This is a genomic window from Verrucosispora sp. FIM060022 (assembly GCF_003977705.1).
Taxonomy (GTDB): Bacteria; Actinomycetota; Actinomycetes; order Mycobacteriales; family Micromonosporaceae; genus Micromonospora; species Micromonospora gifhornensis.
This window is the reverse complement of the sequence record NZ_RQIV01000011.1, coordinates 1-12,678: the sequence shown is the minus strand read 5'-3', so window position 1 is coordinate 12,678 and position 12,678 is coordinate 1. Positions and strand designations below refer to the sequence as shown.

The following is a 12,678-nucleotide window of genomic DNA, read 5'->3' as shown; positions in this document are numbered from 1 at the left end:
GCGGCCCGCGATACTGACGCAAACCGGCAGACGGGGGTGGCGGTGGACTCGGCGGTGGTGGTCGGCGTGGACGGCTCCGAGGCGGCACTCGCCGCGGTACGGCTCGCCGCGGCGGAGGCGGCGCGCAGGCATCGACCGTTGCGGGTGGTGCACGCCTTCATCTGGCCGTCGCTGCACTCCCCCTTCACCCCGGGCACCGAGGGCCCGGCCGACGGAGGGCTGCGCGGTCAGGCCCACCAACTCGTCACCGCCGCCGTCGACGAGGCGCAGACCACCGCGCCGGGCCTACGGGTGACCGGTGAGATCGTCGACGGTGCGCCGACAGCCGTCCTGCTGCAGGCCTCCGACGACGCCGCGCTGGTGGTCCTCGGCGACCGTGGGCTGGGTGGCTTCACCGCCCTGGTGGTCGGCTCGGTCGCGGTGACCGTCGCCGCGCATGCCCGCTGCCCGGTCCTGGTGGCCCGCGGTACCGCCGACCCGCAGGGACCGATCGTGGTCGGGGTCGACGGCTCCGACGTGTCGCGGCGGGCCGTGGAGTTCGCGGTGCAGACCGCGGCGTTCCGCGGCGCCACGGTGGTGGCGACCCACGCCTACCGGCATCCCGCCTCGACCGGCCCGGGCGACATGCAACCCCTGGTGTACGACGAGTCGCAGCTGCAGGCCGAGGAGGAGCGGGCACTCGCGGAGTCCATCACCGGGCTGACCGACCGCTACCCGGAGGTGACGATTCGCCGTGAATCGGTGCGGGGACGCGCCCCGAAGGTGCTCACCGAGGCCTCCCGTACGGCGCAGCTGCTGGTGGTGGGCGGTCAGGGGCGTGGCGAGCTGACCGGTTTGCTGCTGGGGTCGGTGAGCCGGTCGATGCTGCACCACAGCCACTGCCCGGTCGCGGTGGTCCGGGGGGACGGGGTTGGCCCCCCTCCAGGCGGGTAGACGGGGCGCGTACGTGACCGGCGAGCACCAGAGGAGACAGCGATGCCTGGACCGAGGCCTGGTAGTAACGCCTACGACAAGCAACGCGCCCGCCTGCGCAACGCCCTCGACAACTCCGGTCGGGGCGTCACGGACGAACGGGCCGACGAGGCCGCCAACCGGATCCTGCAGGACGAACGGGGTCAGCGGGGCATCGCCCGGGGCGAGCGCACCTACGGCCCGAAGGGCAACCGTGAACCGGGTGATCCGAAGTGAGGCGCAGCGCGCTCACCGACGGGCTGATCGCGGGGGCGGTGGGCACCACCGCCCTCAACGTCGCCACCTACCTGGACATGACGGTACGGGCCCGACCGGCCAGCCATAGCCCGCAGGAGAGCGCCGGTCGGGTGGCCGACGTGGCCCATCTGGACCTCGGGTCACCACAACGGGCCGAGAACCGGCTCTCCGGGCTCGGCGCGTTGATGGGGTACGGGCTCGGCGTGGCCGCCGCCGTCGGCTTCGCGGCGTTGACCCGGGGCCGGCGGCAACCGGTGCTGCGGGCCGCGGCGCTGCTCGGCGGCGGGGCGATGACACTGTCCGACGGGACGCTGACCCTGCTCGGTGTCACCGACCCGCGTACCTGGCGGCGCAGCGACTGGCTCGCCGACCTGCTGCCGCACCTCGCGTACGGGCTGACGGCCGCAGCCACCTGGAACCGGCTGCGGCCGTCAACGGTGACCGGAGGTTAGTCCCGGTCGCTCTCGTCCTGCGCGACCGGCTGCCCGGTCGGCCCGTACGGCGACACCTGTCCCCGAGGCACCGGGCGTCCGGCGTCGGCCCGCGAGGTGCCACGGTTACGCGGATGACCGGTCGGACCCGGTCCCTTGCTGTCCTGACTGGTGGCGCCCAGGGCGTTGCGGCGCAACTCCTGCTGCTGCGGGTTCGTCATGGTCGTCTCCCTTCGCCAAGTGGCGGGACGCGACAGTCGACCACGTCCACGACCGGCTTACCCATCGCCGTCGACCGCATTCCGTAGCCGGGCCTGCGGCCCGGGACTGCTCGGGCGTACAGCGGGTATGTCCCGACGATGGGTGACCAACGGGCTGTCGCGCGGGCCCTGCTGACCCGCCACACGTACGCCGAGGAGGCGGGGATCTCCCTCGCCGACCGGCCCGCACCGCTGTACCAGCTGCTGGTGCTGGTGACGCTGCTCAGTACCCGGATCAGGGCACAGGTGGCGGTGGCCGCCGCCCGGGAACTGTTCGCCGCCGGATACCGCACCGCAGCGGCGATGGAGGCGGCGAGCTGGCAGCAGCGGGTCGATGCGCTCGGGCGGGGCCACTACCGCCGCTACGACGAGCGGACCGCGACGATGCTCGGCACCGGCGCCCGGCTCTGCCTGGACCGCTGGCACGGTGACCTGCGGCGACTGCGCCGGCAGGCCGACGGCGACCAGGATCAGCTGCGCCGCCTGCTTGTCGAGTTCCCCGGCATCGGCCCCACCGGCGCGGACATCTTCCTGCGCGAGGTGCAGACGGTCTGGCCGGAACTGCGACCGTACGCCGACCGGCGCGCGGTCGCCGGGGCCAAGCGGCTCGGTCTGCCGGCCGCCACCGACCGGCTGGCCGGTCTGGTCGACGAGGGCGAGTTCGGCCGGTTGGCCTCGGCCCTGGTGCGAGTGGCGCTCGGCGAGGAGTCGGCGGGGCAGATCACCCGCAGCGTCGCCGCCGGCTGAGCCCGTCACGTGGCGGCGTCGCCGCCGGCTGAGCCCGTCACGTGGCGGCGTCGCCGCCGGCTGAGCCCAACGTCACTTGGCGGCGTCGCCGCCGGGTTTGGTCAGGTGCCACACCAGCAGCGACGCGAGCAACGCCAGCACCACCAACCCGCCGGAGAGCCCACTTCCCTCCTCCGGGGAGCGGCCGGTCGTCCCGAAGTAGATCACCGCCAGGCCGGCCAGCACCGCGAACAGCTTGCGGATACCTCGGTCCTTCACGCCTCGCACGGTAAAGGCACAGACCGGGCTGTTTCCGGCACTTGTCGGCAGATCCCTCGACCGGGCGACGAACTCAGTCGGTCTCCAGGTCATCGAGGGATATCTTGTGACTCATCAGCCAGCGGGCCAACGCCGACATGCCGAACAGCCACAGCGGCGCCGACTCGGTGGTGCCGTTGGTGGCGAAGATGGCGAACCGCAGATCCGGTGCCCGGTACGCCTCGATCCGCCACCGGTGCTGCCGGTCCCGCCAGACCGCGCTCGGGTCCATGCCGTCACGGTAGGCGCTGCACCGGCCCGCCGACCGACGGATGCCACCAACTCAGCGGCCCACCACCATCCGAGTGTCGTCGGGCAGCCGACGGGTGGCGCCCTGCCGGTCCAGCAGCTCCAGCAGCGGCACCGCCACCCGACGGGTGGTGTCCAGGGCCTGCCGGGCCGCGCTGAGCGTGAACGGTTGCGGCAGGGTGGCCAGCACCCGTACGGCCTGCTGCGGCGCACCCGAGGGCAGCAGCACGTTGCCGGTCAGCCGCAGCAGCACACCGGCGCGTACCGCGGCACCGATCTCACGGGTGCCCAGCCCGACGGCGGCGAGCCGGTCGGCTTCCGGGGCGCGGAACGGCCGGGTCGTCAACTCCTCGCGCAGCAGCGCCAACGCGCGGGCCACCGGCTCGGGCAGCGCGTCGGCGTCGGCGGTGCCGACCCGGCCCGCCGCCAACCGCAGCGGCGCCCGCACCAGCGCCTCCACCAGCGCCCGGTCCGGCAGGTCCAGACGCTGACGCAGCACCTCCACCGGCGCCCCGGGCTCCAGCGGATGCCGGCGGGCATGGTCGGCGACCGCGTCGGCGAGCCGGCGACCCAACTGCCGCCAGTGCTCCGGATCGGCCAACCAGTCCCCACACACCGGTGCTCCGGTCACCGGCACCCCCGCCCGACGCAGGTCGGCGGCGCGCACCAGGCCCCGGCGGCGGAGCTCGCCGGCCAGGTCGGGACGGCCGTCCATGCTCGCCAACACGGCCGCCCGGGCCGCCGCGGCACCACGGCGACGCAGCGGCGGCGGCGCGACGTCCAGCACGGTGACCCCACCGGCGACGTGATGGCGTCCGGGGTCACGCAGCAACGCCCGGTCACCGATGAGCAACGGCAACGGCCGGGCCAGCCGCAGCCGGAGGGTGTCGACTCCCAGCGGGCGTACCCGCACCGGCACCGCCGCCGACCCGACGTGCAGGGTCAGTGTGGCCGGCAGGTCGGCCGCCGGGTCACCGGCCAGCCGCACGTCGATCAGGTCGGTGCTGGCGAACCCGTCGGGGGTGAGCAGAGCGTCGCCCCGGGCGATCCGGTCCCGGGCCACCCCGCGCAGGTTGACCGCCACCCGGGCGACCGGCCCGACCTGCTCGCACGGCTGACCGAGCCGGTGCAGACCCCGTACCCGCACCGGCTCGCCGCTGCCGGCCACCACCAGTTCGGTGCCGACCCGCAGTTCACCGGCGCCCAGGGTGCCGGTGACCACGGTGCCGCTGCCGCGCATGGTGAAGCTGCGGTCCACCCAGAGCCGTACCGGGCCGTCGGTCGATGCGGTGGGCAGCCGGGCGGCCAGCCGGTCCAGCGCGAGCCGCAGCTGCGGCAGCCCGACGCCGGTGACCGCGCTGACCGCCACCGCCTCCACGTCGCGCAGCGAGGTCGCCGCCAGGTACGCACCGGCGTGCTCCAGGACCGGGCCCGGATCGGCCAGGTCCGCGCGGGTCACCACCAGCAGCCCGTACGCGACCCCCAGCGCGTCCAACGCGGCCAGGTGCTCCGCGGACTGCGGCATCCACCCCTCGTCGGCGGCGACCACCACGATGGCGGCGGGCACCGGACCGACACCGGCGAGCATGTTCGGTACGAACCGTTCGTGTCCCGGCACGTCGACGAACGCGACAGTGGCGCCGGAGGGCAGTGTCGTCCAGGCGAACCCGAGGTCGATGGTCATGCCTCGGCGGCGTTCCTCCGCCCACCGGTCCGGTTCCATTCCGGTCAGCGCCCGCACCAGGGTGGACTTGCCGTGGTCGACGTGCCCGGCGGTGGCCACCACCAGCATGATCAGTGCTCTCCCGGCACAGCCAGCACGGCGGCCCGTACGGTGTCGTCGGCGTGCGGCGGCACGCACCGCAGATCCAGCAGCAGCCGCCCGTGCGTGACCCGACCCAGCACCGGCGGTTCACCGGTGCGCAGCGGACGGGCGTAGTGCTCCGGCAGGCTCAACGCCCACGAGTCCAACTCCACCCCCGGAGCGCCGCCGCCACCGACGACCGCCACCGACGGCACCACCTCGACCTTGTGCCCGTCCGCCGCGATGGCCTCGCGCAGCCGCTCGGTGCGCTCCCGCAGACTCGCCGGGTCGGTGTGCAGCGCGGTCCGGGTGGGTGTGGCCGGATCACCGAGGGTCGCCGCCAGCGCGGCCAGGGTCAGTTTGTCCACCCGCAACGCCCGGGCCAGCGGATGGCGACGCAGCCGATCCACCAGCTCGGCGCGGCCGAGCAGCAGCCCGGCCTGCGGCCCACCGAGCAGCTTGTCGCCGCTGGCGGTGACCAGCGCCGCCCCGGCGGTCAGGGTGCTCGCCGCGTCCGGCTCGTCGGGCAGCAACGCATCGGGAGCAAGCAGCCCGGAGCCGATGTCGACGACCACCGGCACCCCGAGGTCGGCCAACCGTCGCACCGGCACCGCCGAGGTGAAGCCGCTGACCTGGAAGTTCGACGGATGCACCTTCAGCACGAACCCGGTGTCCGGGCCGATCGCGTCGGCGTAGTCGGCAAGGGTGCTCCGGTTGGTGGTGCCGACCTCCCGCAGCCGGGCCCCGGTGCTGACGATCAGGTCGGGTAGCCGGAACCCGTCACCGATCTCCACCAGTTCACCTCGGCTGACCACGATCTCGGCGCCGGCGGCCAACGCGGTGGCCGCCAGGACCAGGGCGGCGGCACCGTTGTTGACCACGTGCACCGCCTCGGCCTGCGGCACGGCGGCGGCGAGGGCGTCCAACGCGTCACGGCCACGGCGAGCCCGCCGCCCGGTCTGAAGGTCCAGTTCGACGTCGGTGTGCCCGGCGGCAGCGACCATCGCGGTCACCGCCGCGTCCGACAACGCGGCCCGACCCAGGTTGGTGTGCAGCACCACCCCGGTGGCGTTGAGCACGGCACGTGGCGCCGCCGGCGGCAACGCGGCGAGGGCGGCGTCGCGTACCTGATCGGGGTCGATCTCGCCGCGGCGGGCCCGGTCCTGGGCCTGCCGCACGGCGGCCTTCACCCGGTCCCGGCCCAGGCCGACGACGGCCGCGGCCAACCGGGGCTCGGCCAGCAGCGCGTCGGTGCGCGGCACCCGACGCCGCGGATCGGCGCAACCGTCGCCCATCGGGTCATCTCCTCGGCAGCGTTGGCGGAGACGGACGGGAATCGAACCCGCCTGGCCCGGGTCCCGGACCACACCGGTTTTGAAGACCGGGAGGGGCACCAGCCACCTGAACGCCTCCACCCAGCATTTGATCACAGCCTGGCCGCGACCAGGCCGGGAGGTGGCCGAACGCTGACGCTACGGGATGTCGGCGGCACGCCGCCGCGCGAGCCGCTCCCGCTGCGGCAGCACCGTGTACCGGGGGTCACGGGCGGACGCGACCCCGGCGCGGAACACCCCGAACCGGGTGGCCACCGACGCCGCCAGCAACGCCGCACCGGACAACGCCGCCACCACCCGGCTGCGACCACCCAGCACCGCACCGGCCACCCCGACGGCGGTCAACGCCCGCCCGGCCCGCAACAACTGACCGGCGCGACCGGTCCGGTACGGCTCGCTGAGCAACCCGAGCCGGCTCTCCACCTGATGCGCGCCGTACAACTCCAGCGCGGCACCCGCCACCGCCATCCGCCGGGCCGGCCCCGCCTGCGCCGGTGGCACGCCGATCAGACCCACCCCGGCGCCGCTGGCCAACGCGCTGCCCGCGAACACCACAGGCAGATAGGGGTACGCCTCATGCCACGACGGCACGGCCGTGTCGGCCAGCAGCACCCCCGTGTACGTGCCCAGGGCCGGTGCGGTCACCGCCGCCGCCAGCCCGGCCACCCGCCCGACCGGCGGCAACACCCGGCGGGCCAGCCCCAGCGGACCCCGGCGCGGCAGCAGGGGCGCCGCCTCGGCGACGGCAGCCAGTCCGGCGGCCGGCCCGTAGGCGGCGAGGATCCAGGTGCCCACCGACATCGGGGAGGTCGGCTTGGCCACCCGCAGCATGTGGTGGAACCGCTCCGGCCGGCCCAGATCCTTCACCAGCAGCCCGGCGCTGGCGGTGACGGCAGCCAGCGCGGCGACCCGCCCGGCGCGCCGCATCGCCGGCCGGCCGGTCAACTGCCCACCGGCGGCCAGCAGCGACGAACCGGCAGCCACCCCGCCGGTGAACAGGTAGGCGGCGATCTCCCAGGTCCACACCGGCGGTTTGAGGATGGGCCGCCCGTAGTAGGAGCTGAACTCGGCCGGCGGCACCGTCAACCCGGCGTCCCGCCGCTGGCGGGACCGGCGGAACCGCTCCCCCACCGGCGGTTGCTGACTGTTCACCGTTTTCCTCCGAGGAACGCGACGACCGCGCCCGCCGCCATGGCCAGCGCCGCCACCCCCGCGCGTTTCCACATCTTCGGCAGGTCGTGGGTGGGCACCTGCGGGTCGGGCGGCAGACCGTACACCTCCGGCTCGTCGAGCAGGAGGAAGAACGCGCCGTCACCACCGACGCCGTCGCTGGGGTCGTGGCCGTAGAGCCGGGCCTCGGGCACCCCCCGCTCGTGCAGGGTGGCGACCCGGGCGGCGGCCCGCTCCCGCAACTCGTCGAGGGGGCCGTACTGGATCGACTCGGTGGGGCAGGCCTGCGCGCAGGCCGGCGTCAGGCCCGCGCCGATCCGGTCGTAGCACAGGGTGCACTTCCACACCCGGCCGTCGTCGACCCGCCGGTCGATGACCCCGTACGGGCAGGCCGACACGCAGTAGCCGCAGCCGTTGCAGATGTCCTCCTGCACCACCACCGTGCCGAACTCGGTGCGGAACAGCGCCCCGGTCGGGCAGACGTCCAGGCAACCGGCCCGGGTGCAGTGCTTGCACACGTCCGACATCATCAGCCAGCGGAAATCGCTGCGCCCCTCGGCCGTGCCGGTACGCCCCGGCGGCCCGGACTGCGGCATCCCCAGGAACTGGGTGGTGTCGGTCTGCTCCGGTGCGGCGGCCGGCCGGGGTTGCTCGATGAACGCGACGTGCCGCCACGAGTTCGCGGTCAACGCCCCGGTGTTGTCGTACGACATGCCGAGCAGGTCCAGCCCGGAGGTGGGTACCCCGTTCCACTCCTTGCAGGCCACCTCGCACGCCTTGCAGCCGATGCAGACGCTGGTGTCGGTGAAGAACCCCATCCGTGGCGGCGCGTCGACCCAACCGGCACCCGTCGCCGGGTCCCGTGGCGTCGACCGGTCATCCGTGTCGACCATCACCGGTCCCCTCTTTCGTCAGCGCCGGTCTCCCGCTCGCCCGTTGCCTCGCCAGGTTGGTCGACCGGCACACCGGGGGTGACCGCCGGCGGCACCGCACCCGCCACGATGCCGGCCCGGGTGCGGTAATCGTCCACCAGGTCCCGCAACGCCGGCCCGGTGGGGCGGCGACCCGGCCGCACGTCACAGGTGCCGATCTTGCTTTCCTGGATCAGCACGTTCGGATCCAGGGTGATGCCGAACAGGTCGTTGGCCGAGTCGCCGGTGACCAACCCCTCGAATCCGAAGTGGTACGGCAACCACAGCTGGTGAATCACCCGACCGTCCACCCGCAACGGCACCAGCCGGTCGGTGACCAGCACCTTCGCCTCGATCACCGCGCGGGCGCTGATCAGGTGCGCCCAGCCGAGATGAGTCAGCCCGGCCACCGCCGCCAACGCCGGGGACACCTCGACGAACATCTCCGGCTGCAACTCCGCCAACGGCGCCACCGTACGGCTCATCCCGCCGGCGGTGTGATGCTCGGTCAACCGGCTGACCGTGAACACGTACGGGAACACCTGGCTGTGTTCCTGCGGCGGACTCGGATTGATCGAGTTCACCGGATGCCGGTACGTCTTACGGGTCGGGTTGTCCTGCTGACCGTAGAACGAGTTGCGCACCGGCGACTCGGCCGGCTCGTAGTGCGTGGGCAGCGGGCCGTCGACCACGCCACTGGGCGCGAACAACCAGCCCTTGCCGTCGGACTGCATGACGAACGGGTCGTCGCCGGCCAACGCGGCCGGACCCGTGGCGCCCTCCGGCGGCCGGTACGTCGGCGCCTTCGTCACCTCGAAATCCGGCACGTCGTAACCGGTCCACCGGCCCGCCGACTCGTCCCACCACACGTACCGTTTGCGTTCGCTCCACGGCCGGCCCTGTGGATCGGCCGACGCCCGGTTGTAGAGCATGCGCCGGTTCGCCGGCCACGCCCAACCCCACTCGGCCGCCACCCAGTCCTGCTCGCGACCGGGCCGCCGACGCGCCGCCTGGTTCACCCCGTCGGCGTACACCCCGGCGTAGATCCAACAGCCCACCGCGGTCGTACCGTCGTCACGGGCCTCGGCGAAACCGGCGAGCGGACGGCCGGTCGCCACCTCGTACCCGTTGATCTCCCGCAGCACCGCCTCGGCGTCCGGCTCGTCGTGCGGACCGTGCGTGGGATAGTCCCAGGCCAGGTCCAGCAGCGCCCGGTCGCGCGGCAACGACGACCCGGCCAACTTCTCCCGCAGCCTGCGGCCCAGGTGGTAGAAGAACCACAACTCCGAACGGGCGTCACCCGGCGGGTCGACGGCCTTCTCCCGCCACTGCACCAACCGCTGCGTCTGGGTGAAGGTGCCCTCCTTCTCCACATGCGAGGCCGCCGGCAGGAAGAACACCTCGGTACGACACTCCTGCGGCACGATCTCCCCGGTGGCCACCTCGGGGCCACGCTGCCAGAACGTCGCGCTTTCGATCATGAACAGGTCCCGGACCACCAGCCAGTCCAGGTTCGCCATGCCGAGCCGCTGCGCCCGACCGTGCGCCGAACCGACCGCCGGGTTCTGACCGAGCAGGAAATAGCCCTTGATCTTCCCGTCGATCATGTCGAGGACCTGCTGATAGGTCCCGTGGTCACCGGTCATCCGAGGCAGATAGCCGTAACAGAAGTCGTTGTCCGGGGTCGCCGCGTCCCCCCAGTACGCCTTGAGCAGACTCGCCGCGTACGCCCGCGCGTTGCCCCAGAAACCCTTCTGCCCCGGGTGCCGGATCGCGTCCACCCAGTCGTCGAAGGTCGGATGCTGGGCGTGATGCGGCATCGGCAGATAGCCCGGCAGCAGGTTGAACAGCGTCGGAATGTCGGTGGACCCCTGGATGCTGGCATGCCCACGCAGCGCCAACACCCCACCACCGGGGCGACCCACGTTACCCAGCAACAACTGGATGATCGCGCCGGTACGGATGTACTGCACCCCGACGCTGTGCTGCGTCCACCCCACCGAGTAGATCAGGCAACCGGTCCGCTCCCGACCCGAATTCTGCGTCCACGCGCGGGCCAACTCCAGGAACTTCTCCCGCGGCAGACCACAGACCCGCTCCACCATCTCCGGCGTGTAGCGGGCGAAGTGCCGCTTGAGGATCTGGTACACGCAGCGCGGATGCTGCAACGTCTCGTCCCGCTCGACCTGCCCGGCGATCGGCGCACCATGCGACTCGTGCCGCAACCCGGCGGCCGTCTCCCGCTCCATCGCCGTGTGACCGCTGCCGGAATCCCGCTCGTGCCCGGCGTACTGCCAACTGTCCTGCACGTAGCTGCCGGTCGCCGGATCGAACCCGGAGAACAGCCCGTCGGCGTCCTCGGCGTCGACATAATCCTCGCTGACGATCGTCGCCGCGTTGGTGTACGCCAGCACGTACTCCCGGAAGTCCAACTCGTTGCTCAGGATGTAGTTGACCACCCCACCGAGCAACGCGATGTCCGAGCCCGCCCGGATCGGCAGGTACGTGTCAGCCGACGCGCTGGTCCGGGTGAACCGGGGATCGACATGGAACACCTTCGCCCCACGCTTACGCGCCTCCATCACCCACTGGAAGCCCACCGGGTGGGCCTCGGCCATGTTCGACCCCTGGATGACGATGACGTCAGCGTTCGCCACGTCCTGTTGGAAAACCGTCGCGCCGCCGCGACCGAAGCTGGCCCCCAGACCGGGGACGGTGGCGGAGTGTCAAATCCGCGCCTGGTTCTCGATCTGAAGTGCCCCCATCGCGGTGAACAACTTCTTGATGAGGTAGTTCTCCTCGTTGTCCAGCGTCGCCCCGCCGAGGCTGGAGATGCCCAACGTACGGTTCAGCGGACGACCCTCGGCGTCGACGTCCTCCCAGGTCTCGGCACGCGCGGCGAGAATCCGGTCGGCGATCATGTCCAGCGCCGTGTCGAGGTCCAGGTCCTCCCACTCGGTGGCGTACGGCCGCCGGTACCGCACCGTCGTCTGCCGCAGCGGACTGGTAACCAGACTCTTGCTCGCCGACCCCTTCGGGCAGAGCCGACCACGGGAGATGGGGCTGTCCGGGTCGCCCTCGATCTGGGTCACCCGGTTGTCGGAGACGAAGACCCGCTGCCCACAACCGACCGCACAGTACGGGCAGACGGACCGGGCCACCCGGTCGGCGTCCTCGGTGCGCGCAGTGAGCCCGGCCGAACGAGCGGACTGCGCCGCCGCGCCCCGGCCCAGCGGATCGGTGCCCGTGAGCTGCCGGTACACCGGCCAGCCCAGCAACACGTCCCGCAGCCCCACGCTCGTCAACCTCCGCCCTTGATCCTTCGCCTCTGACCTTAGGGCAGCCGGGCGCAGTCGGACAGCCGGGCCGACAGAACTCGGGAAACAGCACACCGCCCCCGGCCCGTTGACGGGGCCGGGGGCGGCGCGTGGGTGTCGGTGTGCAGGTCGCCTCTCGGCGAGTGGCGCGACGCGGCTCCAGCCGGACGGTATTCCGCGACGGCAAATTAGGTGAGGCCCGGGGACACTGGATCACACCGACGCTCGGTACAACCGACCCACGCCCGTTCTTGTTCCCACTTGCCGTCGGCTCACTCCCACTGGTTTTCCGGGTTCTTGGGTGGTTGCGGTGGAGGGTTGGGGCGGCTGTGCCCGGCTTCGGGCGGTCAGGCTTGATCCGTACGCCGGGCACGGTCGCCCCAGCCCGACCCGGTCGACCTTCGTCCATCCCGTCGGACCCCGTGGGTGTTGTCGGGGTGGGTGGGTAGACGCCGTTTGGCCGGCACCCAGGTTCGGGTGCCGGCCACATGGTTTCTTGCTCCCCCTGTGGAGGAATGTCTTTGGGGTCAGCTGTTCCAGTACTTGGCGACCAGGTCAGCGGCCTGCTGCTCCCACTGGGCGTAGTGATCCGGGTACGCCGACACCTGCACCGTCTGCGCGGCCCTGGTCAACGGCATGTCCTGCCAACCATCAACCTGCTTCAGACCCTTCAGGAACGCGGTGGTCGAGTACTCGGGATCGGTGATCTGCTCCACCGTGCCCCAACCACTGGACGGACGCTGCTGGAACAAGCCCTGCGAGTCGTGGTCGTTACGGTCACCCAGGTGGCCGAGGTTCTCCAACTTCGACTCCTGCAACGCGGTGGCGATGGAGACGACCGCGGCACGCTCGTCCATGCCGGCCTTCTTCGTGGCGGCGATGATCGCCTTCGTGTTCGCCACCTGCTCATCGTTCAGATCGATACGCGACTGCGCACCCTGCACACCAT

The 12,678-nt window shown here is 72.3% G+C and carries 12 protein-coding genes, 1 tRNA gene and 1 pseudogene; 4 read left to right on the top strand and 10 right to left on the bottom strand.

Annotation, left to right across the window (positions count from 1 at the left end):
* Positions 1 to 42: 42 nt before the first annotated feature.
* The 3 genes from EG812_RS24400 to EG812_RS24390 are packed head-to-tail and all read left to right on the top strand — an operon-like array spanning position 43 to position 1,661.
* On the top strand, positions 43 to 933 hold the full coding sequence (locus tag EG812_RS24400) for a universal stress protein (protein WP_013733924.1): 891 nt from the start codon (positions 43 to 45) through the stop codon (positions 931 to 933).
* A 42-nt stretch (positions 934 to 975) separates the two neighbouring features.
* Positions 976 to 1,188: a hypothetical protein gene (locus EG812_RS24395; RefSeq protein WP_013733925.1), complete on the top strand. Its 213-nt coding sequence runs from the start codon at positions 976 to 978 to the stop codon at positions 1,186 to 1,188.
* On the top strand, positions 1,185 to 1,661 hold the full coding sequence (locus tag EG812_RS24390) for a hypothetical protein (protein ID WP_126712882.1): 477 nt from the start codon (positions 1,185 to 1,187) through the stop codon (positions 1,659 to 1,661). Before EG812_RS24395 ends, EG812_RS24390 begins: the two co-directional genes overlap by 4 nt.
* Here the strand turns inward: EG812_RS24390 and EG812_RS24385 are convergent.
* Positions 1,658 to 1,861, bottom strand: coding sequence for a hypothetical protein (locus EG812_RS24385; RefSeq protein WP_013733927.1), 204 nt, complete (start codon positions 1,859 to 1,861; stop codon positions 1,658 to 1,660). The two genes, EG812_RS24390 and EG812_RS24385, sit on opposite strands and share 4 nt — an antisense overlap.
* A 138-nt stretch (positions 1,862 to 1,999) precedes the next feature.
* Between EG812_RS24385 and EG812_RS24380 the strand changes: the two genes are divergently transcribed.
* Positions 2,000 to 2,647 carry a hypothetical protein gene (locus EG812_RS24380; protein WP_013733928.1) on the top strand — a complete coding sequence of 216 codons (648 nt, stop codon included), beginning with the start codon at positions 2,000 to 2,002 and terminating at the stop codon, positions 2,645 to 2,647.
* Between the two features lie 72 nt (positions 2,648 to 2,719).
* On the opposite strand, the gene EG812_RS24375 is transcribed toward EG812_RS24380, so the two are convergent.
* The 9 genes and pseudogenes from EG812_RS24375 to EG812_RS24335 form a co-directional block, all read right to left on the bottom strand.
* Positions 2,720 to 2,905, bottom strand: coding sequence for a hypothetical protein (locus tag EG812_RS24375; RefSeq protein ID WP_013733929.1), 186 nt, complete (start codon positions 2,903 to 2,905; stop codon positions 2,720 to 2,722).
* A gap of 73 nt (positions 2,906 to 2,978) precedes the next feature.
* Positions 2,979 to 3,176, bottom strand: a complete 198-nt coding sequence (locus EG812_RS24370) for a hypothetical protein (protein ID WP_013733930.1) — start codon at positions 3,174 to 3,176, stop codon at positions 2,979 to 2,981.
* Between the two features lie 51 nt (positions 3,177 to 3,227).
* Positions 3,228 to 4,985 (bottom strand): selenocysteine-specific translation elongation factor, encoded by a 1,758-nt coding sequence (selB, locus tag EG812_RS24365; protein WP_126712881.1) that lies wholly within the window; start codon positions 4,983 to 4,985, stop codon positions 3,228 to 3,230.
* A gap of 2 nt (positions 4,986 to 4,987) precedes the next feature.
* Positions 4,988 to 6,292 carry an L-seryl-tRNA(Sec) selenium transferase gene (selA, locus tag EG812_RS24360; RefSeq protein WP_126712880.1) on the bottom strand — a complete coding sequence of 435 codons (1,305 nt, stop codon included), beginning with the start codon at positions 6,290 to 6,292 and terminating at the stop codon, positions 4,988 to 4,990.
* Positions 6,293 to 6,314: 22 nt separating this feature from the next.
* A tRNA-Sec gene (locus EG812_RS29130) sits at positions 6,315 to 6,410 on the bottom strand.
* A gap of 59 nt (positions 6,411 to 6,469) precedes the next feature.
* Positions 6,470 to 7,483 carry an NrfD/PsrC family molybdoenzyme membrane anchor subunit gene (gene nrfD, locus EG812_RS24355; RefSeq protein ID WP_126712879.1) on the bottom strand — a complete coding sequence of 338 codons (1,014 nt, stop codon included), beginning with the start codon at positions 7,481 to 7,483 and terminating at the stop codon, positions 6,470 to 6,472.
* Positions 7,480 to 8,394, bottom strand: a complete 915-nt coding sequence (locus EG812_RS24350; protein ID WP_126712878.1) for a 4Fe-4S dicluster domain-containing protein — start codon at positions 8,392 to 8,394, stop codon at positions 7,480 to 7,482. Before EG812_RS24350 ends, nrfD begins: the two co-directional genes overlap by 4 nt.
* Positions 8,395 to 8,500: 106 nt before the next feature.
* Positions 8,501 to 11,708 (bottom strand): annotated as a pseudogene (fdh, locus tag EG812_RS24345) (formate dehydrogenase); the annotation flags it as partial.
* A gap of 548 nt (positions 11,709 to 12,256) precedes the next feature.
* Positions 12,257 to 12,678 (bottom strand): hypothetical protein (locus tag EG812_RS24335; RefSeq protein ID WP_126712876.1); only part of this gene is annotated, 422 nt, incomplete at its 5' end.